This is a genomic window from Bacillus sp. 103mf (assembly GCF_900116295.1).
GTDB classification, from domain to species: domain Bacteria; phylum Bacillota; class Bacilli; order Bacillales; family Bacillaceae_G; genus Bacillus_A; species Bacillus_A bruguierae.
Genome location: NZ_FPAF01000001.1, coordinates 808,321 through 831,612 on the forward strand (window position 1 = coordinate 808,321; position 23,292 = coordinate 831,612).

Consider the following 23,292-nt stretch of genomic DNA (forward strand, 5'->3'; position numbering starts at 1 on the left):
TTCACTTTATTGTAACGAATTATCCTCTATGACTCAAGGCTAACTTTCCTGTAAATGATCTAACTCCACTTTCACAATATCATGACAAGCGATTGGAATCAGTGTTCCTTTACTATCAATTGCAGTTACACTTGTGTTATCTAATACGTGATGTTTCACTCTCTCTAACATTTTTTCTGTATCTTGGTAATAAAATTCTTTAATATCCTTAATCATATCACCATTTTCTAAATGATACACCATCCTACAGCGCTTATAGCCCATCTTTTCCATCCCCTTGTTCATTTCTTCACATATGTATGAAAAATTGACTTTTTTGCTTCTCATTCACTTTAATTTCAATAAAATTCTAACAAAAATACACACTTTTATCAAAGAGACTTTTTCAACAAAAATGTTGAGAAAGTCTGATAAATCTCCAATTTTACATAAAACATGCGATTTTATAACATCTTTTTTAAGTAATAACATTTTTGGTCATAATATATAAATTTATTTTGATTTTTCAACATATAAGTCGCTGCTACGAAGAAAAAAGAAGTATGCACTTTGCTTTCTCTCTTTGTTTTCACTTCGCATGTGGCAGAAAAAGGCCCTGACCGCTTCTATGCATGGCCAGATGCTCTCGTCCACCTAAAAAGAATGGTTTTTATTGTTGGTTTTTCAATTTGTATTTATATATAAAAAGAACTCGCATATAGCGAGTTCTCTACAAACTATTATTGATTATTAAACTTGTACCATAGATAGTTTTTGATAGCGTAAAATCGGCTTACGTGCTGCCATTGTTTCATCAAGACGCTTAATTACTGTTGTATGCGGCGCTTCTTGAACCACTTCTGGGTTTTCTTCTGCCTCTTTTGCGATTTGAATCATCGTATCGATGAATCCATCTAATGTTTCTTTTGATTCTGTTTCTGTTGGCTCAATCATAATACATTCTTCCACATTTAACGGGAAGTAAATTGTTGGTGGATGGTAGCCAAAGTCAAGCAGACGTTTTGCAATATCAAGCGTACGTACACCAAGTTTCTTTTGACGACGACCTGATAAAACAAATTCATGCTTACAATGTCTATCAAATGGAAGATCGTAAAATGGAGCTAATCTTCTCATCATATAGTTCGCGTTTAATACTGCATATTCTGTTACTGCACGAAGTCCATCTGGACCCATAGAACGAATATACGTATACGCACGAACGTTAATACCAAAGTTACCATAGAATGGTTTCACGCGTCCAATTGCTTGTGGACGATCGTAATTAAAGTGGTAGCCGCTTTCTGTTTTCTCTAAAACTGGCTTTGGTAAAAACGGAACTAAATCTGCTTTTACACCTACTGGACCAGAACCTGGTCCCCCGCCGCCATGCGGACCTGTAAATGTTTTATGAAGATTTAAATGTACAACATCAAATCCCATATCTCCTGGGCGTGCTTGACTTAATACTGCATTTAAGTTTGCACCGTCATAGTACAATTTACCACCTGCATCATGGACGATTTGTGCCATTTCTAAAATGTTCTCTTCAAATAATCCAAGTGTATTTGGGTTTGTTAACATAAGCGCTGCTGTTTCTTCGTCCACAACACGTTTTAAATCTTCTAAGTCAACAAGGCCATTTTCATTTGATTTTACTGTAATCGTCTCAAATCCTGCTACTGTTGCAGAAGCTGGGTTTGTTCCGTGAGCAGAGTCAGGAACAATTACTTTCGTACGTTTATAATCGCCTTTTGCTTCGTGATATGCACGAATTAACATTAATCCTGTCCATTCACCGTGTGCTCCAGCTGCTGGTTGAAGTGTAACAGTATCCATACCTGTAATTTCTTTTAAATGTTCTTGCAAGTCATACATTAATTCCATTGCACCTTGCACTGTCTTTTCATCTTGAAGCGGATGAATATGTGCAAAGCCAGGGAAACGCGCTACATTTTCGTTAATTTTCGGATTGTACTTCATTGTACAAGATCCTAATGGATAAAATCCAGAATCAACGCCGTGGTTACGGTTTGAAAGCGCTGTGTAATGGCGCATAATATCAAGTTCTGATACTTCTGGAAGCTCTGCGTCTTCCGTACGAATATACTCGCTCTCAAACACATCTTCTAAATTTACTTCTTCTACATCTAATTGGGGTAAGCTATATCCTACGCGTCCTTCTCTACTCATTTCAAAAATAAGTGCTTGATCTTGCTTCTTCATTGGATAGCCCCCATTTCGTTCACAAGTGTGTCGATTTCTTCTTTTGTACGTAACTCTGTTACAGCTAAAAGCATACGATTTGTAAGTTCTTTATAATCACGGCCAAGATCGTAACCACCGATGATATTTTTTGCTAATAATGCATCGTTTACTTCTTGTACTGGACGTTTGCAATCTACAACAAATTCATTGAAGAACGGCCCAGCAAATGTTACCGTAAAGCCTTTTGCTTCAAGTTGACGTTTTGCATATTGTGCTTTAGAAACGTTTTGACGTGCCATTTCCTTCACACCTTGTTTTCCAAGTGCTGTCATTGCAACAGAAGCTGCTAATGCATTTAATGCTTGGTTTGAACAAATATTAGATGTCGCTTTATCACGACGAATATGTTGCTCACGCGCTTGCAGTGTTAATACGAAACCACGTTGTCCTTCAGAATCCACTGTTTGTCCAACAAGGCGTCCTGGGATTTTACGCATAAATGCTTTTGTTGTAGCAAAATAACCGCAGTGTGGGCCGCCAAACTGTGTTGGAATACCAAATGGTTGTGCATCACCGATTACAATATCAGCACCAAACTTACCAGGTGGTGTTAACGCTCCTAACGCTAATGGATTAGAAGAAACGATGAATAATGATTTTTGCTGATGAACGATTTTCTCAATATCAGCCAGTTTCTCCACTTGTCCAAAGAAGTTTGGATATTGAACGATTACACAAGCTACTGTATCATCTACTTCGCTTTGTAATACGTCTAGATCTGTTACACCATCTTTATAATCAATTTCAACAACCTCAAGGTGTTGACCTTTTGCATATGTTTCAAGAACTGCTCTTGATTCCGGATGAACTGCTTTAGAAACAAGAATTTTCTTTTTACGAGTATGACCTGCTGCTAGCATTGCCGCTTCTGCTAACGCTGTACCTCCGTCATACATAGAAGAGTTCGCAACATCCATACCTGTTAGTTCACAAATCATTGTTTGAAATTCAAAGATTGCTTGTAATTCCCCTTGTGAAATCTCTGGTTGGTACGGTGTATAAGCTGTATAAAATTCTGAACGAGAAAGAACATGATCTACAATTACTGGCGCATAATGATCATATACACCTGCTCCTAGGAAGGAAGCATAGTCTCTTAAGTTTGCATTTTTACGAGCAAGCTCAGACAGCTCTTTTAAAAGTTCTGGTTCTGATTTTGCTTGTTTAATATTTAAATTTCCTTGAAAACGAACGCTTTCTGGAATATCAGAAAATAATTCATCAATTGTTTGAACGCCAATCGTTTGTAACATTTCTTTTTTGTCTTCTTCTGTCATTGGAAGATAACGATGCAACATGAAATCTACCCCTCTCCCCGTTACTTTGAACGTTTGTAAAATGGTGTTGGAACAACAACTGCTTTGACGCGTTTATTACGAATTTCAATTTCCACTTCTGTATCAACTGCTGCATATTTCACATCAATTAACGCTAAACCGATACTTTTCTTTAACGTTGGAGATTGTGTCCCACTTGTAACTTCCCCGATTTTTTCTTCGCCTACATATACTGAATAATGAGTGCGCGGGATACCACGTTCAATTACTTCGATGCCGACTAATTTACGAGGTGCACCGTTTTCTTTTTGTTCCTTTAACGTTTCTTTTCCAAAGAAATCCATTTCTTTATTTGTTTTTACTGCAAAGCCAATGCCAGCTTCAATTGGTGTAATATCTTTTGATAACTCTTGACCATAAAGAGGAAGTGTTGCTTCAAAACGAAGTGTATCACGCGCTCCTAAACCACATGGTTTTAAGCCGCCTTCTTCCCCTACTTCAAGAAGTTTCTCCCAAAGCTTTGCAGCCTCTTCGCTCTTACAGTAAATTTCAAATCCATCTTCACCTGTATAACCAGTACGAGATACAAGCGCTTCTACACCAGCCACAAGAACATGGTCTTTAAATTTAAAAAACTTAATTTCTTTCAAATCTTCTGATACAACTTTTTGTAAAATGCCCTCTGCTTTTGGTCCTTGAATTGCAAGTTGTGCAATTTCACTAGAAACGTTGACTACTTGCACATCACCGCTTACATGAGAAGCTAACCACTGGTAATCTTTCTCAATATTAGATGCATTGATTACTAATAAATAGTCTTCTTCTCCGCGTTTGTAGATTAATAAATCATCTACCGTACCACCATCTTCGTAACACATTGCCGTATATTGTGCTCCGCCTACTTTTAAGATAGAAACATCGTTTGTAACTACACGTTGTAAAAATGCTAAACTATCTGCACCTTTTACTTCTACTTCTCCCATGTGAGAAACATCAAAAAGACCTGCTGCTGTACGAACAGCTTCATGTTCTTCTTTAATACTTGAAAATTGAACTGGCAATTCCCAACCACCAAAATCAATTGTTTTCCCACCATACTTCGCGTATACATCAAATAGCGGTGTACGTTGTAACGTAATCATGTTCTCTCCCCTTTGCGCTTTCTATGACAAATTAATAAAAGTTGGCTTCCCATTTCTAAACATTTTCAATTCTGAAAAGACGGGATATACGGAATCTCATTCTTTTTTTTTATGAAAGCGTAAATAAAAAAGTGCTTTCTTGGATAAAATACGAAAGATTCCACACATTTCACACCATTATCCTAACATTTTTCGAGCCGTTTCATCAATATTCTAGCTAAAAAAATAATTTAGAATTTATAGAAGGTGAGATATTATCCATGAATGTCGAAATTTCAATAGAACGTTCTTGGCAAGAAAACTTCTTAAAACGAATAGAAGAAGATGGCCCGTGGACAAACTGGGAACTATTTCATCTTGCCTATCAAACTGAACAGTCCCTTCTCATCCCAACATTTGACGGGCTGCAGGCGCCTAAACATTTACCTAATTTCACGCCACTTCCACATCAGTTAGAGGTAGCGCAAACCGTCATTGAACAAATGAACGGAAAAGCAATTTTAGCAGATGAAGTTGGCCTTGGAAAGACGATTGAAGCTGGGCTTATTTTAAAAGAATATATGGTGCGCGGACTTGTGAAAAAAGTGCTCATTCTTGTACCTGCATCTCTTGTTTCACAATGGGCATATGAACTAAACACAAAATTTTTCATTCCAGCCGTTGCCCAGCGAAAAAGTTACTCATGGGAGCAAGCTGACGTTATTGTATCGTCTATCGATACAGCAAAGCGCTCTCCGCACCGTGATATTGTTTTAAATTTAGAATATGATCTCATTATTATTGATGAAGCACATAAACTAAAAAACAACAAAACGAAAAACTATGAATTTGCGCAACTATTAAAGAAAAAGTTTTGCTTATTACTTACCGCAACACCTGTTCAAAATCGCATTGATGAAATCTTTAATCTTGTTTCGTTATTAAAACCTGGACACCTCGGCAACCAATCCAACTTTGAAGAATATTATGCTTCCAAAAATCGCACCGATGAAACAGATGGACATTTAAAAGAACTCATTAATAAAGTAATGGTACGAAATCGCCGGCATGACACCGGCATTGAATGGCCAAAACGGCACGTTCATACGCTCTTTGTCGACTTCAATGAACAAGAGAAAGCTCTATACGATGCGATTGAGGAATGGAAAAGACAAGATGTATTTACTTCTGCATTTTCCGCTTTAACGTTAAAGCGCGAAGCCTGCAGCAGCCGCGAAGCTGTTTATTTCTCACTCAAAAAACATGTAGAAAAACGGCAAAAGGAAAATGCGCAATACACAGTAGATCCATACATAGATGTGTTAATGGAGAAAATTAATGGTATTTCCTCTAATTCAAAAGCAAATAAAGCATTAGAAATCATTAAAGAAATTAATGATAAAGTTGTAATTTTCACAGAATACCGTGCTTCTCAAATGTATTTACAATGGTTTTTAAAGCAGCACGGCATCTCGTCTGTACCATTTCGAGGCGGATTTAAACGTGGTAAAAAAGATTGGATGAAAGAATTATTTCAAAACCATGCCCAAGTATTAATTGCGACAGAAGCAGGCGGTGAAGGAATTAACCTACAATTTTGTAATTACATGATCAACTACGACCTTCCTTGGAATCCGATGCGCCTTGAACAAAGAATTGGACGGATTCATCGCCTTGGACAAAAACATGATGTTCATATTTATAATTTGGCAACGAAACATACAGTAGAGGAACACATTTTAAAACTGCTGTATGAGAAAATTGACCTATTTGAGCGTGTCATTGGTGATTTAGATGAAATTTTAACAAGAATTAATATGAAAAATATCGATGCACACATTCACGATATTTTTACCCATTCCAAAAGTGAAGGAGAAATCCGAATCAAAATGGAAAATTTAACGTCCATTATTGAATTTGCTAAACGAAATGAAGCTGAGGTGCACGGCTATGCAGCAACATGAAATCCATCATTATTTACATTGTTTTTTTGAGGCAAACGGCTGTGAAATTTTGCAGCGTTTTCCTCATTTATTAGACGTTCAATTAACAATTGAAATGGACAAACTACTGATGAACCGCCCATTCTACTGGCATTATCTTGAAAAAACAGGTGGCATACCAAATCCGATGCGTCTTACATTCATTACCGATGCAAAACATGAGGAGCAAACAGGCGAACTCATTCACTACGGTTCTCCGCGCTTACATCAAATTTTTCAAGCAACAAAGGAATTAGGTGCTTACATTCGTTTATTTGAAGATGTACATTCTAATGGACAAACAAGTACTCCGCTTCATCCTTGGCTTGGCGTCAATATAAAAGTCTCTTATCAATGTGATCGAAAAAAAGATATGCTATATTCCATTGGGATTCACCTTATTTCTGGTGCGATGATTACAAATTTTCATGAGGCATTAACAGCGCTCCGTCTTACACCAAAAATTCCTGATTTTTGTTTTACATTAACGCCGATTATTAAACCGCAAAGCGGGCTATCTAGAATTGAAGAAGCAATGAAACGTATCATTGAATCAGATGATCACGCATGGGCTGAAGAAGCAAAAGTTCGTTGGAATCACGATTTACAACTACTAAACCGTTTTTATGAGGAAAGTGATGAATTACCAGAAAGCTATGAAATAGAAAAACGAGCCTTGCAAGAACAATACGAGCCGCGCATTACTATGCAAATTATAAACGGTGGACTCTTTTATGTGACAGCGAATCATTTTCTAACATAAAAAAACTCCTTCTACAAGGAGCTTTTTTTATGTTAGAAAATACGAGGAAAGATTCTCCCGCTATTTTTGAGCAGTAAAAGCCCGATTGAACGGACTTTCCATAAGCGGAGAATGCCCCCCACTTATGGAAGTTTCGCTTTATATTTTCCCATTATATTTTCGGCCATCATTATGTTCTTGTTGGTGAATCTTTGTCATTCTCTTTTGATACTCTCTCTGTTTTGCACTTACATGATTTGCATCCGTTTCTCTATTTTTCTTTGAACCGCCTACTCCGTTACTCATTTTGTTCACCCCACTTGTCTATACTTCAACATTAGTTTTCGCAATCAACATTTCCCTTATACAAAAAATAAGGAGAGGCATCTGCCTCTCCTTACACATATTTTTGAAACATATCATGCAGCCCTTGATTGACAAGGTAAGAAATCTGCTCATCTGACTTATCAGGATAGCGATCGCGCAGGCGAATAGATGCCTTTAAAATTAAATTCTCTAATACGGAACGTCCGCCTTTTCCATAAATTGTTTCTGCATATTCTATCAATTTTCCATCTTCAACTGTTGCAGGATTTTGATCGAAGAAAAATTTACTCATTTGTACCACTTCTCCTTTGATAGCGTTTACATTTATATAAACTCAACATGTTATTTATTTCACAATTAATGTATGCATGTATAGATGATTAGTTCCATTATAAAACAATATTGCCATAGTATCAAAGTGTATTTTAGACAATTTTGTGAACAAATCTAAAAAATGAAAGCGTTTTAATTGTTATATAAAGAAGTTTAACATTCAGAATCTTTGTTGTACAATACAAACAAAGGAGGAATTCAATGAAACAAAACAATAAAGTTGTCTACGATATTATTTTTTATCTCATCTTTCCATTTGTTATTTGGAAATTCGGTAAACAATATATAGATGCATATTATGCCATGCTCATTTCTTCTGTTCCAGGCATTCTTTATACACTGTATTGTTTCAAAAAAGAACGGCAATTTCATGTAACCGGCTTTTTTATCCTCATCACGATGATTGTAAATACGAGCGTAGACTTACTTTCTGGCTCAGCCGAAAAAATGTTGTGGAACGACGTGTACTATCACATTGCACTTGGTATTGTTGTCATATGTACTATTTTTATAAAACAACCACTCATGTTATATTTCGCAGCCGACTACGCTGCATTGCAAGGAGATGATCGAAAGGAATCACAATTGTTATATCGTGACCCTCGCCTCTTTCCATCGTTCCAATACTTTACTTTCTTTTTTGGCTTACAATTTATTGTGCTTAGTAGCATCAAGATATATATGATTTCTAAATTTGGAGTAGATGGATACGGAGAAATGAAAGCGATTATGACAGGAATTGGTTGGTGCATTTCAATAGGAATTGGAGCTGGGTTCCTTTGGATTGGTAATAAAATTAAACAGGTGACTGAAGCTGAAGTTTAACGCATAAAAAAGAAGTTCCACTGCTTGTAAGCAATGGAACTTCTTTTCTAGGTTATATTGTCGCATATATGATTCGCCGTAGAAATTGTACTATGACATGAAATCCTTTTCTAGTTGTAAATTATCCCCAAAAACACTTAACTTAATTTCTTTTTCTTCATTTGGCGATAAAAGATTGCGGCGCTTACCGGCAACATACCAAACCAACGATTCAAAAATGGTTCTCTCTCTTCACGGCGCTGCTGCCGTTTTTGTTTTCGGTCCTCTTTTGGAGCATCCATATATGATACGAATTGTTGTGTGACATATTTTATATAATCATTTGTAGACATATCTATCACCTCTACTAGATTAGTATGTCCACTTTTTTATTTAGTAATCCACCCCTGAATTTCTTGAACAATTGCTTCAATACTTTTATTTGTCGTGTCGATCTTCACTGTTGCTTCTTCATAATAAACTTGACGCTTTTCAAATTTCTCGATAAACGACCCTATATTTTCTTTTTGAAATAATGGTCTTGTTGTATCCCCAGCAATTCGCTCTGCAATCACATATGGATCACAGTACAAATAAATTACAGTACCACGTTCCTTCATCCACTCTCGGTTCTCGGCTTTTTCGACGATTCCGCCTCCAGTTGTAATAATATAATCATTTGTCGGCAGTAATTGCAGCACTTCACTTTCATACTTTCGAAACACACCTTCCCCTTCTTCTGAAAAGATATCCCGAATGATTTTCTTTGTCTTCTCTTCAATACATTGATCTGTATCAATAACCGGCATATGAAGTGCACTGCTTAACGCTTTACCAACTGTTGTTTTCCCCGATCCCATAAAACCTGTTATATATAATGCTTTCATGTTATCCTCTCTCCTCTTGCCAATGCGTAATCGCTTCGTTATTTGTATTATAACGAAAGCTAACTTTACATGTGTGCTTTCGTTTTGTTATACATTGTAAAATAATAAAGGCATTCCCATCTACTATTGTGTAATCTCCCTTTGCTTCTCCTTTTTCATACGCATAAAAAAATTCTCTTTTTTCCATTTTAGCTTGTAATTCTTGTTTCACATCGGCAACAGCTTGGTTCGTTATTTCTTCTAAAATAAACAATTCTTCTGCTTCTGTATAAAATTTTTGATCTGATAGGAATATATTTGTCTCATATACTAAAAAAGACATGAGTAAAAATATGAGGATGATTGTTCCTGGCATTGTAAATCCACTTTCCGATCTCATCCTTTCACCTCAATAACAGAATAACGGGTAACAATACCATCATATACTTTACCGCTTATATCCTGTACACGTATCATTAATGTATGAGCTGCTAATTGATAAGAAATATTCTCTACTTTTTGTAAAAGAACTTCATGTCCCGTCCCATTTACTTTTCGAACAACATTATTTCCAGACATGTCATATGTGATTCGTTCTCCAGCCTTTGTTTTGAAAAATAATTTTCCGTCTCCGCTATTTCCTTCTTCCACTTCGCGAAACTCAATTTGCACTTGCTCTAAAAAAACGTTCCATTCCCAATTCATTATCTGTTTAGGGTACGGAGGTTCTATAAAGAGGACTTGAAGACGCGGGAGAAGAAGAAAAAATACAGATAAAAATAGAAAACATATCATAACTTCTAACAACGTGAACCCAGCTTGTTTATTTTTTAACATAACGACACCGTTCATTCTCACGCTGTTTACTATCTTTCCACATTACACACACCTTTTCGATCTCCCATTGAATTGTATATACCGTATTTTCATATCGCTTTTCTATTACTGGCGAAACTATATGATCATACATATATGCAGCTACCGCTTCTTTCAAAAGTAGCTGCGCTTTATACCGAAACTGAATATTTTTTCTTTCTTGCATAATGAGAAGCGTTTGCGGAAGTAACAGCGAAACCGTCATCATTAACAAACTAAGAGACACAAGAATTTCTAGCATAACCGAACCTTTGTCACACTTCATAATACGTAAATCTTCCCCTCCCAAGTTGAAATACAACATGGTACGTTTTGGATTTATAAGAAATAATAATTGTTCCGCCTCTATTAATATTACCGTCCGTCCCATAACTCATTGGATTAGGGAATGTGTTTACATTCACCTGTATATCAGATGGATAATAACGAACAAGAACCGGATTTGTTTCTCCTGACGATGTAATGCTGTACGAAGCCTGATTAGGAAACCACCGTAATGTGTGACGATTATGGCGGCTCATCGCTACTTGTTGCATAAAAAGGATGTCTTGAGAAAATTGCTGCATAAACTGATTCATCTTTTGTTTTTCATAAATCGACGATAAATTAAAATACGTTACAACACTTAAAATAGAAATAGCACTTAATACGAGGAGCATTTCTAATAATGTAAAACCATTTTTCTTCACGATTTCCCTACAACTTTAACCTCTCCATTTGCAGTATCGATTGTAATACTCTCCCCTTTTGGACAAGTTTTAGATGTAATATACTTACCCGTATACAAATCATCCACCGTTGGGATTTTATTATGTTCTAATTGATAAGCTTGTACTTGTGATTCAACAGATTTTACAAAGGCATCGCATCCCTTTCCTTGTACGGAAGAACGCTGGTTTACGACATTTGGAATAATAAGCAGTAGCAACACAGAAATTACAACCATAACAAGCAACATTTCTAACAACGTAAAGCCTTTTTCATTTTTCACAGAACACGCCTCCTAAATAGAATTCATCATTTGAAACATCGGCATAATCATCGCTAAATACATAAGCACAACCACCATTCCGATACATGCAAACAAAAGGGGTTGTATAACAAACAACACACGATTAATTTTCTCTTCGATTTTTTCTATTGTCATTTCACTATAATCGGCAAGCTCAGTTGCTAAATTGCCATTCGCTTGTCCATGTTTAATAATATAAGCGAGCTCCTGTTCATAGTACGAACGATTCATCATAATAGAATCAAGATGTTCACCTATCGTTAATAATTCCTGTATTTTAAGAGCCTCGCATTGAAAAAACAAATGATGCTTTTGCTCCTTCATTAAAGTGAGCGCTTCTAATATAGATAGCCCGCCTTGTAAAAGACCGCTTAATTGAATTGCAAAATAGTGTGAGTTTGTTAATTTAAAAAACATTTTTATAAGAGGCACTCTCATACAAATATCCATTCTCGTAACCGGATGCAACCTTTTTACATACAGCATATATATAAGCGCTAGGGTGCCAATTGCAAAAACGACGCCTCCCATAACATACGGAAGTGCTTGAATAACTGTTAAAATATTGTCTGTAAATGAAGTGGATGATCCATGGAGTGAACGGTATAAAGTAGAGAACTGTGGAAGAAGAACTAGATTAAATACGAGGAGTATGCCTAATAAAAACAAAGAAAGAACGAATGGATAGCGCAGCACCTTCATCATATTTTTTTGATGTTTATCTTTTCTACCGAGGAGTGAGCTCCCTTTCTGCAACGCAAAGGCAATGTCACCATGCTGCTCTGCATAAAATAAATAGCTTAAAATATCGGGATGAAATGCAAGTTTATAAAACACATCATGTAAGCTGCTTCCCTTTTTAAATTCTTCAGCAGCATCTTGAAGCTGTATTTGTTTACTCGGGGTTAAGTGAAAATGCAGAAACTCTAATGCATGTAATAAAGAATATCCTTTCTCTAAAAGTTCGCCAAGCCTTCGGAGCAATAATGCTTGTTCATGTAACCGCCACTTTTCTTGCTTAAACATAAACATCTTCTTCAATAAACCCTAGTGCATATCCTTTTCTTAATTCATCTTGAAGCGTTGTATATTGGTACGTCGCTTGTTTTCCATTTGCTTCATAAATGACTTCTTTCAACTCATCACCATACAATAATTCATAAATGCTCGCTCGGCGTACGTGACGCATTTTTTTGCATAGAGGTGAGCATTTCCCTTTGCAAAATGGACATTTTAATTCCACTAGCCGCTGCGCCGCTACTGCTAATAGCGATTGTTCAATTTCTAGCAGGGTAATACCATAATCCATTAAACGTAGCACCGCACTTTTCGCATCATTCGTATGCAATGTCGTCATAACTAAATGACCTGTCAAACTTGCTCGAACCGCCACCTTTGCTGTTTCCTCATCACGAATTTCTCCTACTAAAATAATGTCTGGATCATGACGTAAAATCGCTTTCAATCCCGTTGCATACGTAATACCAGCTTTTTCATTAATTTGAATTTGTAATAGTCCATCCTTTTTCTTTTCAACTGGATCCTCCAGTGTAACAATGCGGCGAGTCTGCGCCTTCTTTGCTACTTCTAAAAGAGCATACATCGTCGTCGTTTTTCCTGACCCTGTCGGTCCTGTAAAAATAATTAATCCGTGCGAATGGTGTAAAAAAGAGAGAAGTGTTTTTGCGGAATTTGGGAATAATGAAAGATGAGAGAGGTTCGGAACCGCAGTTTGTAAGTGCAACCGAATAACGAGACTTTCATGATGCACAGTTGGCAAAGTAGAAAGGCGTAAATATACCTCCTCATCATCAACTTTCATCTGCAATGAACCATTTTGCGGCTTTCTCCTTTCACCAATATCCATAGCTGCTAAAAACTTAAAGTGTGATACAAGTCGTTCACAAAATTCTTTTGAAGTATGATGCTTTGTCACCAAATCTTTTCCAATACGCAATTGTACAACAGCATCTTCGTGCCGCGGCACAATATGAAGATCTGATGCGCGCAACCTGCATGCTTCTTTCATAATTGTGTCAGCAAACTGTTCGACAGCATTCACTGTTATCGCCTCCTCACTCTTTATATATCATGGCCATCCTGAAAAGAAAAATAGTGAATTTGCTATTTTTATTGCATTATTTTTGAATTTCACAAATTAAAAACCCAAAACAGTTTGTGAAATTATGAACAATTAATGAATCATTGCCCAAAAACATGATTATACAACATTATCTATATTATAATATTGTTATCCCAGATAAACTGACAAAGGTGGCGATCCTCATGGAACAAGCTTTAAAAATTACAAACGTACTTTCTGACCCAACACGCTATTATATTTATAAATATATTTCTCAAAAACACACTGAGGTTACTGTACAAGAAATTGCTGACGAATTTGATATTCATCCAAATGTTGCGCGTTTACATCTTTCAAAGCTAGAAGATGTAAATATGCTAAAATCGGAAACAAAAAAAACGGGTAAAGGCGGCCGACCAAGTCGATTATATGTCTTATCAGATGATGTAATTCAACTGCAATTTCCGTTTCGTGATTATCAATTGTTAGCACAAATTGCTTGCAATACATTACTTAGCTTAGGCGAAGTCGGTGAGAAAGCACTCTATGAAACGGGTAAAAAGTTTGGTAAAGAATTAATGGAACAACAGCTAAATCGATTAAGCATTAACGAAAATGAATTGACGGTTGAACAAAAAATACAAATTGCCAAAGAAGCTTTAACAACAGCGGGCTTATCTCCGGAATTTGAATTAAGCACCGATGGATCAAAAATTTTCTATGATGTATACAATTGTCCATTTAAAGAAGTTGCCGTACGTCATCCAAAAGAAATTTGTAACATGCACGTAGATATGATGAAAGGTATCTTTGAAGTTCTATTTCCAAACATGGAATTAACACGTAATGATACTATGTTCGAAACAGGTTGTAAGTCTTGTAATTATCATCTTCATCTGTAAAATAAGAAGCCAGATTATACTGGCTTCTTATTATTTTGTAAATGTTTACAATAGTTAGAAAAGTGCATTATAATTAAAAAGAGTATTGAGTTCATATAAAGGGAGGGGAATGGGATGGAGCGCATGTTTCGCGTTCTCGGCTTTTGGACTGGTATTTTTTCCGTAATGTTTTATTTAGGGGATATGTATGGGGCAGCACTATTGTTTTTAGGACAAACAGGTTTTTTTGTACTTTTAAGTTATTTAAAATTAACAGAGCGCATGTACATTTATGTTTTTGGGGCATATTTAACAGTCTTCTTCATTGGGTTTACATACTATACGACATTTCTTCTTACACCAGGAATTGGACATTAAGATGGCATATATGCCATCTTTTTTTATCTCCTTTCAATCACCTAGTTGACTTATTGGTTTTCTTTGAATATATTTATATGTAACAAATTTTAAGGAGGAAAACAGTATGGATACATTGTTAGTTAGCATAAACATCATCATTATGCTTCTATTAGTCGGTGCGCTATATTATATGCAACGTAAACATCTTTCTTTTAATAAACGTGTATTTACTGCACTCGGACTCGGAATTATATTTGGACTTATTTTACAATTTTTTTATAAACCAACTTCTGAAGTCATTATCCAGTCTAATAATTGGTTTAACTTAATCGGAAGTGGCTATGTTAAATTATTACAAATGATCGTTATGCCACTTATTTTAATTTCAATTATTTCAGCGTTTACAAAATTAAAGCTAACCAATAATCTTGGCAAAATTAGCGGCCTTATTATCGGCATTTTACTTCTTACAACTGGAATTGCGGCTGCAGTCGGAATTGCAGCAAGTGCTGGTTTTGACTTGCAGGCAACTGGCTTGCAGCAAGGAAGCGCAGAAACAGCTCGCTTAAAATTAGTACAAGAAAAATTCACTTCCATTGAGCAAACACCCATTCCACAAAAATTGTTGGAACTACTTCCTGCAAATCCATTTCTAGATTTAACAGGTGCTCGTCCAACATCAACAATTTCTGTTGTCATTTTTGCCGCATTAATTGGGATTTCCTTCTTAGGAGTGAAAAAGAAATATCCCGAACAAGCGGAACAACTTAAGAATATGCTAGATGCCGTATATGCGGTCGTCATGCGGATGGTTACATTAATTTTACGTCTTACCCCATACGGCGTACTTGCTCTAATGGCAAAAACTGTTTCAGGAAGTGATGTGCAAGCTATTTTAAAACTTGGTAATTTTGTTTTGGCATCTTACGTAGCACTTATTGTTATGTTTATTATTCACTTATTACTGATTGCTCTTTCTGGTTTAAATCCAATGCAATATTTGAAAAAGGTATTCCCTGTTTTAACATTTGCGTTTACTTCACGCTCAAGTGCAGGTACAATGCCGTTAAATATTGAAGCGCAAAAAGAAAAACTTGGCGTTTCAGAAGGAATTGCAAACTTTGCTGCTTCCTTTGGTGTATCAATTGGTCAAAACGGATGTGCTGGTATTTATCCTGCAATGCTTGCCATGATGGTCGCGCCAACAGTTGGCATCGACCCATTACAGCCGCAATTTATCTTAACGTTAATCGCTGTTGTTGCAATTAGTTCATTCGGCGTTGCTGGTGTCGGAGGCGGAGCAACATTTGCAGCACTCATCGTACTTTCTACTATGAACTTACCAATTGAAATTGTCGCTCTATTAATCTCTGTTGAACCATTAATTGATATGGGACGCACAGCTTTAAACGTGAGCGGCTCTATGACAGCTGGTCTTATTTCTAGCAAATGGCTTGGAGAGTTAGATGTATATGCGTACAATGAAGCAGTCAATAAAGCTGAAGAAGTTGCATTATAAGAAAGAAAACACCCTGGATTGCCAGGGTGTTTTCTTATAATGACACAAACCTTCTCACTTTTAGATGTTAGTTAAAATGAAAATCATATGTTTAAGCTTCACTACATCAACTTATAGAAAAGACTTTTTATCCCACTATTCGTGGGCAGTAATACTCCCACCTCAAAATTCAGTAAAGCATTGTCCAGCTCCAGTGGCTAGAATGTTCGGTGGGAGATAAACTGCTGGCATGCGCCCGATTGGTGAGGGCTGATAATCAGTGGGGGATGAAGAAAACCCCCACTGATTAAAGTTTCACTTTATGACCTTCAATATCATACACAGCTATTGTTTTATAAATAACCTTGCTCTTCACACCAATCATGAAATTGCCGAACATCTACATCAATTAAAACAATATCTTTTAATTCAATATCAATATCCATACCGTCAATTACAATCACATATTTTGCACTGTTCTCCGCACTATCTCGTTTTATGATTCCTATTTGATTTCGATGCGGTCCATCTTTTACATATGCTTTTTGTCCTGTAATATCAAAGTTCAACATCTTCACCTCTTTCATTTGCTCCACTTATCTATGTATATGATGAAACAGTGAAAGAGTACTCTACTTTTTTGCTTTATTACAATTATTTTTCATTTATTTTAATTTTATAAAATATACATAAAAATTCGTGTTAGAAATGAATTGATAGCGCTTTCTTAAATGGACTCATGTTATACTAATACAGTGAAATCGCCATCAAAAGGTGGCTTCACTAATGGTCATTTTCATACATCGTTTTTTACGGGCATTTATTCTTCACAATCTTTTTGGCTTTCTCACAGTCTTAAGGTGAAGGGCTTACTGTCCGTTAAAGCGGGATAAAGTCGAAATTCTTAAAGAGGAAAAACAATGAATACAGTAATAATTACAAAAATCATCGAAACGTTAAAATCATATGGATTTCAAAATGTAACATATTGTGAAAAAACAAAACAATATCTATTTCAAAATGTAACAGATATTATGAGTGGCTATGCGGAAATTACCTATAGTGCTCAATTTGAAAAGTTCAGCGTGCACATTCATCCTATCGAAACGCATCACCTTACAGAATTGCATGAAGTCGAAAAGCATATACAATCTTGCATCCGAAAGGTTGAGTATTTAAATACGATCATTGAAAGTAATATATATAAGTTAAAAATAACATAAACCCCCTTTCTTTTTATGGGAGGACAAGAGCATCTGGCCGTGCATAGAAGCGGTCAGGGTCTTTTCCTGCCACATGCGAGGTTAAAACAAAAGGGAGCAAGCGAGTTCAGGTCATGTTGTATTCTGCATAGCAGCGACTTATATGTGAAAAAATTAAAAAGGATTTATATAAAAACGTAGAACATACAATTATTCTGTAAAAAAGAACGTGCTAAGCACGTTCTTTTTTATACATTCATATTTTCTTTAATCTTAAGACCTGTCACATTCTCTAATAATTCAATCGCTTCTTCTAATGTCATATCAAAAATCGTTTGCTTATCTTCTACATAAGGGAATTTTGGGAAACGCTTCTCTAACTTTTTCACTGCATCAGCTGAAAACATCGCACTATCCACATGAAATTCTGCTTCTAATAACACGATATAGTCTAATGATTGAAACCCTAAGCCATTCAAAAAGGTAATGAATTTCTCTTTTGGCTGCGACGACATAAAAACATTACGCTCAAGTTCATAAAATAATTCTTCACCTAAAATCTCTTCTAGTTCCTCATCATGTTCACGATTGATAATCTCTTCGTACCCATAATCATCGACGAGTTCTTCTGCTTCTTCGCCGTCTTCAAATAGTAATTGTGCTAAAGTTGCACCTTTCTTATATTCACTTTGCTGTATAACTGTTAAAAAGTTTGTTTTCCATCCTTGTTCTACATTCATATTTTATAACTCCTTTTATACACTCTTTATTTTTACATATATGTTTTGTTTCAATTGCTTTTTCGCTTTCTCATTACACTGTTTAACAAATGGAGATGCGACAGACGCTCTTTGCATCATGTCATTTATATAAATGAGCGGATCAATTAATCGTTCTTTTCCCCCCTTATAACAAATGTCGTACTCTGTGTCACTCTCTTCCAATACTACTTTCGAATGTAGCGAACTCAGCATCTTATCAATTACACAATCTCCGCAATTTCGTAATAGATGTAACACCGTTTCATCGTCAGTTGAAAAATCTGATAGGTGTATAATATTCTTTTGCAGCGCCTCTTTTAACACCTTTGTTAATATATAATAACCATACGAATTCAACGGATGCAAAAAGAAATCAATCGTTTCTTTGTAATAAGCTTCTGTAAACCATTCTGCTGCCTGTACAGATTGTAAACAGATTTGCCCATTATGAACTGTTACATCTTCTAAAAAAGAACACATTTCTTGCTTTGAAATCATTCCATATGTATATAAATCCCGTAACGTATAGTCTATACGATCTGCACATAAATTCGGAAGAGGTTGCTCTAACAACGTCCATTGTTCCCATTTCTCAATCATTCTATAATCATAGCCATATCTCTGCAAAATAGATGGGATATCTGAAGCTTCAATAACATTCATAAAAATTTGTTCATGATAATCCTCATCTTGCTCTTCTAATACATGATCTACAATGTGGGAAAATGCTGTATGAGATACATCATGAAGCAATGCCGCAATTTGTTCTTCTACACTACCACCTAACATTTTCACAAGAATCATAACACCGACAGAGTGCTCATAACGTGTTACGTTCCACGTTGGATTCACAAGAAAGCTTGCACCGCCTTGATGAATCTTCTGTAAACGCTGTACTGCCTTTGATTGCAATAGTTCCGCAAGCACATCATCTATATCATGTTCACCGTATATAGGATCATGAATTGTAATCATACCCCTGCCCCCTCTAACACTTGTTTAATAAATCCATCTAGGTTATCTTCAACGATACGCACTTCCGGTAAATGGTAAAATGTTGTATCCAAAGGACTGTTTCCTTTATACACAAATATTTTCTTTCCCCAAGCAAGTGCCATTCCGAATTCTGTATGACTTCCTTTTCCTCCATTTAATAAAAGCAGAAAAACGTCTGCGTCTCGTACGGCTTGTTTTTCTGCTTGTCCAATACTTTCTAATTCTAATCTATTTGTCGCTTTTTCATTTTTTTTCCAATCATATGTATGAATCCACCCTGCTTGTTTCAATTTATTAGCTACAATGTGGACAATATGTTTATTTGTAAAGGTTGAAGCGATGTAAAATTTCATGCTACCTCTCTCCTTCATATGCAAAAATAGGTAGAAAAATCTTAGGGGAAAAGGACATTTACAATTCTCTATTTACTTTTTTATCAATTTTATCATTTAACATATCTAATTCAGCTGTAATTTCTGATTTTTCTAATTTTCGTTCTTGTGAAAAATTCCGTCCCATATAAACTATAATACTACCAATATACAATACTAAACAAACAACTAGAGCAATATTTTCATAGAGACTTAGCCCCAACGTAGTCACTCCTAATCTCATCCGTATTTACACGCGTCAACAATTAGAATTTCCCTGTCAAATCTATGTTATTGTAACATAAAGTGAAACTTCCGTCAGTGGGGGTTTTCTCCATCCCCCACTGACGGAAAGCCCGCCCAATCGGGCTTTTACGGGCAGTTCTTCTTTGCTTCTCTCTGAATCTTGAGGCGGGGGTCTTACTGCCCACAAATAGCGGGATAAAGTATGCTGTTATCTCTATCTTAAAAAGCAATCCTAAATGGATTGCTTTTTTTACTACTCACCTTTTTCTTTCGAGAAAAACATTCTAGAAATAACAATCCCTAGCCCACCAATAAGTAAGAATAATACTGCACGAATCATCATTGATACTTCTGGTAAATCTAAGAGGAATAACTTAATCACTGTCACAACTAACACAACTAATCCGGCGTATAATATTTCATTCATTCCTCTATTACGTCCAAACCAAACTGAAACTAAAGCATATATCATCCATAAAAGAGAGACAAATACACTGATAATACTTCCGTCTGTTGAAAGAACCTCTCCTATCCTAGTAATCGTAATAAATACAAGCACCATAAAGCCATATAACGTAATCGAATACACATATTTCCCAAAATGTTGCAACATTGGTTTCACTTTCATCATTCCATAATAAAATGTTCCAACTAAAATGAGATGGGCTACAAAAGCTGCTGACATAAATGTCTCAAATGGACTAACAAGCGTTTGCAACATACCGATTTCATAAATAAATGCACTGATATAAAACTTGATTTCTTGTTTTAATTTCGCAGAAGTAACGATACCTAAAAACCCTTGTAACATCAATACAATTGCTCCATTCACTAAACTAAATTCATATAAAATCGCTAAACTAAACGACCCCATCGCAAAACCAAATAAAAGATCTGTAAATAACGATTTTTTATTTTTCATATAGTCAGCTACAAACATTACAGTGTGTACAATTGTACTAATTAGCAATCCCCATGTTGTAAAATCTGGAATTTTTACAATTGCCATAATAAAGAAGATTGCATTGGCACTAAACAAAGCCATTCTAGGTTGATAAATAAAACTTCGATCAATAAACATATGCCAAAAAAGTAGAATATGAATGAATCCATAAACAATTGTTAATTGTACCTGCAAATTCCCTAGTAACATGGTCATAATTACAAAAAAGACAAACGTTACAAGTACAGAAACAGAGTAAGATACCATATATAAATATTGATAGCGATTTTTATACGCATACCATAATAAACTCATCGTTAACACTGTTTCATATCCAAAGAAAATGTAAGAATTAGGTGTTGTACTATTTAATAAGAACGGTACAAAAAAGGCTCCTACAGATACAAATATAGCGAGATATTCTGATTGATATCGCTTAGCTAAATAGATACCGAGTGTAATCCAAATAATGTTGAATATAAATGCAATGCTTGCCGGAAAGAAATGATACAAATAATGCGCAGCGAATGTCGTTAAAACAATGCCTGTAATGCTTCCTCCAGCTAACACTAAACCTAACGCTTGACGTTCTTTTTTTATTTGTATGTCACCTACATAATACAAAGCAACTGATAATGCTACGCCAAATACAATACGAATTGCTGGAGTAAGTAATCCTGCATCTACTCCCGCTTTAAATAGCCAAATTACCCCAAGCAGCATAATGGCAACGAAAATACGTGGTAGCCATGTTTGACAAAATTTTATAATGTCAAATGGTTCAGACTTAAATGCAGATATATCTACCTGCTTTATCTCCGGTTCCTTCACACTTTCTTGGCTAATGACTCTTTCTTCTTGTCGTACATTTTGCACAGGGATACTAACTTCTTGTTTCTTCTCAATAGGTTCCTTTATTTGTTGAACTCTTTCTTCGTCCATTGCTCTTTGCTGTGCTTTTAACTCATAGAGCGTCTCCTGCAATGTATCAATTGCTGTTTCTAGAGCTTCTATTTTTTTGTTCAAATCTTGCTTCATTTTCTCCCCCCTCTAATCATGTCGCTAAATAGAAATACGCCTATAATTAGTTAAATTTCCAATTAACTACATCATACTATTAGTTTATTCATTTTTTAAGAGAATTTTTCCTGATATTCTCCAATTTCTGCTATTATAGTAACAAATAGCATTTCCATTCGATTTTTAAGCTTAACTAGAAAATATTGTTTATAGGCGAATTAGATTAAGTAAAAAAGGTGTTAACAGCTTTCCAAACAGCCCCAAAAGCATGATTTCTATGAAATCATGCTTTTGTTACATAATCAATAATCGTTTGCAAGGCCTCTTGTCCGCTATATTGCTGCATCGATCTTTTATACTGCAAACGATTTTTATACAGTTCTTCTACATATTCAATTAGCAAAGTTTCTGTTATGTCTTCTTCAAATAACACACGTCCATATCCTTGTTTTTCAAAAGACTGTCCGTTTAAAATTTGATCCCCTCGGCTCGAAGATTTCGGAAGAGGAATTAATAACATTGGCTTTTGTAATGTTAAAAACTCAAAAATTGCATTGGATCCTGCACGAGAAATGACAATATCGGTTGCCGCTAATATATCAGGAAGTTCATCGTGAACATATTCAAACTGCTTGTATCCCGGTGTATTCTCAAGTTTTTCGTCCATATTGCCTTTCCCGCACAAATGAACAATTTGATAGTTTTGCAGGAGGTTCGGTAATGCACCGCGCACTGCTTCATTAATGCGCCGTGCTCCTAAGCTGCCTCCCATAACCGTAATAACTGGTTTTGATGCAGTGAATCGTAAAAATTGCAGTCCTTTGTTTCGACTTCCCTGCAATACCTCTTCTCGCACAGGTGAACCAGTAAATACTGTTTTTTCTTTCGGTAAATGTTTTTTCGCTTCTTCAAACGTAACAAATATTTTCGAAGCAAAGCGAAGAGCAATTTTATTTGCAAGTCCAGGCGTCATATCAGACTCGTGTAAAAAAACAGGAACACGGTTTAGCCACGCTCCAATTACAACTGGTACAGACACAAAGCCGCCTTTTGAAAAAATAACATCCGGTTTTAACTTTCGAATAAGGAAATACGCATCCATAACCCCTTTCATAACAAGAAAGGGGTCTTTTATATTTTTTAAATCAAAATAACGGCGAAGCTTTCCGCTCGCTATTCCATAATAAGAAATCCCTTCTTTTTCAATAATCGTCTTTTCGATTCCATTATGTGAACCAATATAACACACCTTCCAACCGCTCTTTTGAAAATGTGGTATAAGTGCTAAGTTCGGCGTAACGTGACCAGCAGAACCTCCGCCTGTAAATATAATCGTCTTCACAG

General features: G+C 35.8%; 29 protein-coding genes. 7 read left to right on the top strand and 22 right to left on the bottom strand.

Annotation, left to right across the window (positions count from 1 at the left end):
* Nucleotides 1–39 precede the first annotated feature (39 nt).
* The 4 genes from BM350_RS04110 to gcvT all read right to left on the bottom strand — a co-directional run bounded on the left by BM350_RS04110 (nucleotide 40) and on the right by gcvT (nucleotide 4,666).
* Entirely contained in the window at nucleotides 40–264 is a 225-nt protein-coding gene (locus tag BM350_RS04110) for a DUF3929 family protein (RefSeq protein WP_090913836.1), read from the bottom strand.
* Between the two features lie 465 nt (nucleotides 265–729).
* Nucleotides 730–2,205: an aminomethyl-transferring glycine dehydrogenase subunit GcvPB gene (gcvPB, locus tag BM350_RS04115; protein WP_090913834.1), complete on the bottom strand. Its 1,476-nt coding sequence runs from the start codon at nucleotides 2,203–2,205 to the stop codon at nucleotides 730–732.
* Nucleotides 2,202–3,545: an aminomethyl-transferring glycine dehydrogenase subunit 1 gene (gcvPA, locus tag BM350_RS04120; RefSeq protein ID WP_090913832.1), complete on the bottom strand. Its 1,344-nt coding sequence runs from the start codon at nucleotides 3,543–3,545 to the stop codon at nucleotides 2,202–2,204. The genes gcvPB and gcvPA overlap by 4 nt, the downstream gene beginning before the upstream one ends.
* A 20-nt stretch (nucleotides 3,546–3,565) precedes the next feature.
* The gene (gene gcvT / locus BM350_RS04125; protein WP_090913830.1) at nucleotides 3,566–4,666 is read right to left on the bottom strand and encodes a glycine cleavage system aminomethyltransferase GcvT; all 1,101 of its coding nucleotides are present in this window, start codon (nucleotides 4,664–4,666) and stop codon (nucleotides 3,566–3,568) included.
* 260 nt (nucleotides 4,667–4,926) lie between these two features.
* On the opposite strand from gcvT, the gene BM350_RS04130 reads away from it, so the two are divergent.
* Together BM350_RS04130 and BM350_RS04135 are read left to right on the top strand one after the other, a co-directional pair.
* The gene (locus BM350_RS04130) at nucleotides 4,927–6,609 is read left to right on the top strand and encodes a DEAD/DEAH box helicase (RefSeq protein ID WP_090913828.1); all 1,683 of its coding nucleotides are present in this window, start codon (nucleotides 4,927–4,929) and stop codon (nucleotides 6,607–6,609) included.
* Nucleotides 6,596–7,390: a YqhG family protein gene (locus tag BM350_RS04135; protein ID WP_090913826.1), complete on the top strand. Its 795-nt coding sequence runs from the start codon at nucleotides 6,596–6,598 to the stop codon at nucleotides 7,388–7,390. The genes BM350_RS04130 and BM350_RS04135 overlap by 14 nt, the downstream gene beginning before the upstream one ends.
* A gap of 138 nt (nucleotides 7,391–7,528) precedes the next feature.
* On the opposite strand, the gene BM350_RS26765 is transcribed toward BM350_RS04135, so the two are convergent.
* Both BM350_RS26765 and BM350_RS04145 read right to left on the bottom strand, forming a co-directional pair.
* Nucleotides 7,529–7,675: a hypothetical protein gene (locus BM350_RS26765; RefSeq protein WP_090913824.1), complete on the bottom strand. Its 147-nt coding sequence runs from the start codon at nucleotides 7,673–7,675 to the stop codon at nucleotides 7,529–7,531.
* 91 nt (nucleotides 7,676–7,766) lie between these two features.
* Nucleotides 7,767–7,997 carry a hypothetical protein gene (locus BM350_RS04145; protein WP_170857646.1) on the bottom strand — a complete coding sequence of 77 codons (231 nt, stop codon included), beginning with the start codon at nucleotides 7,995–7,997 and terminating at the stop codon, nucleotides 7,767–7,769.
* A gap of 233 nt (nucleotides 7,998–8,230) precedes the next feature.
* Between BM350_RS04145 and BM350_RS04150 the strand changes: the two genes are divergently transcribed.
* Nucleotides 8,231–8,854 (top strand): VC0807 family protein, encoded by a 624-nt coding sequence (locus BM350_RS04150; protein ID WP_090913820.1) that lies wholly within the window; start codon nucleotides 8,231–8,233, stop codon nucleotides 8,852–8,854.
* Nucleotides 8,855–8,991: 137 nt separating this feature from the next.
* On the opposite strand, the gene BM350_RS04155 is transcribed toward BM350_RS04150, so the two are convergent.
* From BM350_RS04155 to comGA, 9 genes are read right to left on the bottom strand one after another with little or no spacing between them, the layout of a single operon-like run.
* Nucleotides 8,992–9,186, bottom strand: coding sequence for a YqzE family protein (locus tag BM350_RS04155; protein ID WP_090913818.1), 195 nt, complete (start codon nucleotides 9,184–9,186; stop codon nucleotides 8,992–8,994).
* 36 nt (nucleotides 9,187–9,222) lie between these two features.
* The gene (locus BM350_RS04160; RefSeq protein ID WP_090913816.1) at nucleotides 9,223–9,720 is read right to left on the bottom strand and encodes a shikimate kinase; all 498 of its coding nucleotides are present in this window, start codon (nucleotides 9,718–9,720) and stop codon (nucleotides 9,223–9,225) included.
* A gap of 1 nt (nucleotide 9,721) precedes the next feature.
* Nucleotides 9,722–10,099, bottom strand: coding sequence for a competence type IV pilus minor pilin ComGG (gene comGG, locus BM350_RS04165; protein WP_090913814.1), 378 nt, complete (start codon nucleotides 10,097–10,099; stop codon nucleotides 9,722–9,724).
* Entirely contained in the window at nucleotides 10,096–10,536 is a 441-nt protein-coding gene (gene comGF / locus BM350_RS04170) for a competence type IV pilus minor pilin ComGF (RefSeq protein ID WP_090913812.1), read from the bottom strand. The genes comGG and comGF overlap by 4 nt, the downstream gene beginning before the upstream one ends.
* The gene (locus tag BM350_RS04175; protein WP_090913810.1) at nucleotides 10,523–10,840 is read right to left on the bottom strand and encodes a type II secretion system protein; all 318 of its coding nucleotides are present in this window, start codon (nucleotides 10,838–10,840) and stop codon (nucleotides 10,523–10,525) included. The genes comGF and BM350_RS04175 overlap by 14 nt, the downstream gene beginning before the upstream one ends.
* The gene (gene comGD / locus BM350_RS04180) at nucleotides 10,830–11,264 is read right to left on the bottom strand and encodes a competence type IV pilus minor pilin ComGD (protein WP_090913808.1); all 435 of its coding nucleotides are present in this window, start codon (nucleotides 11,262–11,264) and stop codon (nucleotides 10,830–10,832) included. The genes BM350_RS04175 and comGD overlap by 11 nt, the downstream gene beginning before the upstream one ends.
* Entirely contained in the window at nucleotides 11,261–11,566 is a 306-nt protein-coding gene (gene comGC, locus BM350_RS04185) for a competence type IV pilus major pilin ComGC (protein WP_090913806.1), read from the bottom strand. The genes comGD and comGC overlap by 4 nt, the downstream gene beginning before the upstream one ends.
* Before the next feature lie 12 nt (nucleotides 11,567–11,578).
* Nucleotides 11,579–12,619, bottom strand: a complete 1,041-nt coding sequence (gene comGB, locus BM350_RS04190) for a competence type IV pilus assembly protein ComGB (RefSeq protein WP_280141353.1) — start codon at nucleotides 12,617–12,619, stop codon at nucleotides 11,579–11,581.
* Nucleotides 12,606–13,649 carry a competence type IV pilus ATPase ComGA gene (gene comGA, locus BM350_RS04195; RefSeq protein ID WP_090913801.1) on the bottom strand — a complete coding sequence of 348 codons (1,044 nt, stop codon included), beginning with the start codon at nucleotides 13,647–13,649 and terminating at the stop codon, nucleotides 12,606–12,608. The genes comGB and comGA overlap by 14 nt, the downstream gene beginning before the upstream one ends.
* 224 nt (nucleotides 13,650–13,873) lie before the next feature.
* On the opposite strand from comGA, the gene BM350_RS04200 reads away from it, so the two are divergent.
* The 3 genes from BM350_RS04200 (at nucleotide 13,874) to BM350_RS04210 (ending at nucleotide 16,430) form a co-directional block, all read left to right on the top strand.
* Nucleotides 13,874–14,572 (top strand): helix-turn-helix transcriptional regulator, encoded by a 699-nt coding sequence (locus tag BM350_RS04200; RefSeq protein ID WP_090913799.1) that lies wholly within the window; start codon nucleotides 13,874–13,876, stop codon nucleotides 14,570–14,572.
* 114 nt (nucleotides 14,573–14,686) lie between these two features.
* Entirely contained in the window at nucleotides 14,687–14,929 is a 243-nt protein-coding gene (locus BM350_RS04205; protein WP_020061634.1) for a DUF2626 domain-containing protein, read from the top strand.
* Between the two features lie 106 nt (nucleotides 14,930–15,035).
* Nucleotides 15,036–16,430: an L-cystine transporter gene (locus BM350_RS04210; protein ID WP_090913797.1), complete on the top strand. Its 1,395-nt coding sequence runs from the start codon at nucleotides 15,036–15,038 to the stop codon at nucleotides 16,428–16,430.
* Between the two features lie 332 nt (nucleotides 16,431–16,762).
* Here the strand turns inward: BM350_RS04210 and BM350_RS04215 are convergent, their stop codons facing one another.
* Nucleotides 16,763–16,978 (bottom strand): DUF3912 family protein, encoded by a 216-nt coding sequence (locus tag BM350_RS04215; RefSeq protein WP_139207622.1) that lies wholly within the window; start codon nucleotides 16,976–16,978, stop codon nucleotides 16,763–16,765.
* Between the two features lie 351 nt (nucleotides 16,979–17,329).
* On the opposite strand from BM350_RS04215, the gene BM350_RS04220 reads away from it, so the two are divergent.
* Nucleotides 17,330–17,632 carry a hypothetical protein gene (locus tag BM350_RS04220; protein ID WP_090913793.1) on the top strand — a complete coding sequence of 101 codons (303 nt, stop codon included), beginning with the start codon at nucleotides 17,330–17,332 and terminating at the stop codon, nucleotides 17,630–17,632.
* 227 nt (nucleotides 17,633–17,859) lie between these two features.
* Here BM350_RS04220 and BM350_RS04225 read toward each other — a convergent pair whose 3' ends face one another.
* The 6 genes from BM350_RS04225 to BM350_RS04250 form a co-directional block, all read right to left on the bottom strand.
* Complete coding sequence (locus tag BM350_RS04225) at nucleotides 17,860–18,351, bottom strand: hypothetical protein (RefSeq protein WP_090913791.1); 492 nt, start codon at nucleotides 18,349–18,351, stop codon at nucleotides 17,860–17,862.
* A 15-nt stretch (nucleotides 18,352–18,366) separates the two neighbouring features.
* The gene (locus BM350_RS04230; protein WP_170857654.1) at nucleotides 18,367–19,344 is read right to left on the bottom strand and encodes an HD domain-containing protein; all 978 of its coding nucleotides are present in this window, start codon (nucleotides 19,342–19,344) and stop codon (nucleotides 18,367–18,369) included.
* Complete coding sequence (locus BM350_RS04235; RefSeq protein ID WP_090913787.1) at nucleotides 19,344–19,721, bottom strand: nucleoside 2-deoxyribosyltransferase; 378 nt, start codon at nucleotides 19,719–19,721, stop codon at nucleotides 19,344–19,346. The genes BM350_RS04230 and BM350_RS04235 overlap by 1 nt, the downstream gene beginning before the upstream one ends.
* A 58-nt stretch (nucleotides 19,722–19,779) precedes the next feature.
* Nucleotides 19,780–19,983, bottom strand: a complete 204-nt coding sequence (locus tag BM350_RS04240; protein ID WP_090913785.1) for a DUF3966 domain-containing protein — start codon at nucleotides 19,981–19,983, stop codon at nucleotides 19,780–19,782.
* A gap of 255 nt (nucleotides 19,984–20,238) precedes the next feature.
* A complete protein-coding gene (locus BM350_RS04245) occupies nucleotides 20,239–21,966 on the bottom strand; it encodes a DUF2339 domain-containing protein (protein WP_090913783.1) in 1,728 nt (575 codons plus the stop codon).
* 265 nt (nucleotides 21,967–22,231) lie between these two features.
* A complete protein-coding gene (locus tag BM350_RS04250) occupies nucleotides 22,232–23,290 on the bottom strand; it encodes an undecaprenyldiphospho-muramoylpentapeptide beta-N-acetylglucosaminyltransferase (protein ID WP_090913781.1) in 1,059 nt (352 codons plus the stop codon).
* Between the last annotated feature and the right edge of the window lie 2 nt (nucleotides 23,291–23,292).

Coding starts and splice junctions, on each gene's coding strand:
- BM350_RS04110 (WP_090913836.1), bottom strand. CDS start 264: ATGGGCTATAAGCGCTGTAGGATGGTGTATCATTTAGAAAATGGTGAT.
- gcvPB (WP_090913834.1), bottom strand. CDS start 2,205: ATGAAGAAGCAAGATCAAGCACTTATTTTTGAAATGAGTAGAGAAGGA.
- gcvPA (WP_090913832.1), bottom strand. CDS start 3,545: ATGTTGCATCGTTATCTTCCAATGACAGAAGAAGACAAAAAAGAAATG.
- gcvT (WP_090913830.1), bottom strand. CDS start 4,666: ATGATTACGTTACAACGTACACCGCTATTTGATGTATACGCGAAGTAT.
- BM350_RS04130 (WP_090913828.1), top strand. CDS start 4,927: ATGAATGTCGAAATTTCAATAGAACGTTCTTGGCAAGAAAACTTCTTA.
- BM350_RS04135 (WP_090913826.1), top strand. CDS start 6,596: ATGCAGCAACATGAAATCCATCATTATTTACATTGTTTTTTTGAGGCA.
- BM350_RS26765 (WP_090913824.1), bottom strand. CDS start 7,675: ATGAGTAACGGAGTAGGCGGTTCAAAGAAAAATAGAGAAACGGATGCA.
- BM350_RS04150 (WP_090913820.1), top strand. CDS start 8,231: ATGAAACAAAACAATAAAGTTGTCTACGATATTATTTTTTATCTCATC.
- BM350_RS04155 (WP_090913818.1), bottom strand. CDS start 9,186: ATGTCTACAAATGATTATATAAAATATGTCACACAACAATTCGTATCA.
- BM350_RS04160 (WP_090913816.1), bottom strand. CDS start 9,720: ATGAAAGCATTATATATAACAGGTTTTATGGGATCGGGGAAAACAACA.
- comGG (WP_090913814.1), bottom strand. CDS start 10,099: ATGAGATCGGAAAGTGGATTTACAATGCCAGGAACAATCATCCTCATA.
- comGF (WP_090913812.1), bottom strand. CDS start 10,536: ATGTTAAAAAATAAACAAGCTGGGTTCACGTTGTTAGAAGTTATGATA.
- BM350_RS04175 (WP_090913810.1), bottom strand. CDS start 10,840: ATGAAGTGTGACAAAGGTTCGGTTATGCTAGAAATTCTTGTGTCTCTT.
- comGB (WP_280141353.1), bottom strand. CDS start 12,619: ATGTTTATGTTTAAGCAAGAAAAGTGGCGGTTACATGAACAAGCATTA.
- BM350_RS04200 (WP_090913799.1), top strand. CDS start 13,874: ATGGAACAAGCTTTAAAAATTACAAACGTACTTTCTGACCCAACACGC.
- BM350_RS04205 (WP_020061634.1), top strand. CDS start 14,687: ATGGAGCGCATGTTTCGCGTTCTCGGCTTTTGGACTGGTATTTTTTCC.
- BM350_RS04210 (WP_090913797.1), top strand. CDS start 15,036: ATGGATACATTGTTAGTTAGCATAAACATCATCATTATGCTTCTATTA.
- BM350_RS04220 (WP_090913793.1), top strand. CDS start 17,330: ATGAATACAGTAATAATTACAAAAATCATCGAAACGTTAAAATCATAT.
- BM350_RS04225 (WP_090913791.1), bottom strand. CDS start 18,351: ATGAATGTAGAACAAGGATGGAAAACAAACTTTTTAACAGTTATACAG.
- BM350_RS04235 (WP_090913787.1), bottom strand. CDS start 19,721: ATGAAATTTTACATCGCTTCAACCTTTACAAATAAACATATTGTCCAC.
- BM350_RS04240 (WP_090913785.1), bottom strand. CDS start 19,983: ATGAGATTAGGAGTGACTACGTTGGGGCTAAGTCTCTATGAAAATATT.
- BM350_RS04245 (WP_090913783.1), bottom strand. CDS start 21,966: ATGAAGCAAGATTTGAACAAAAAAATAGAAGCTCTAGAAACAGCAATT.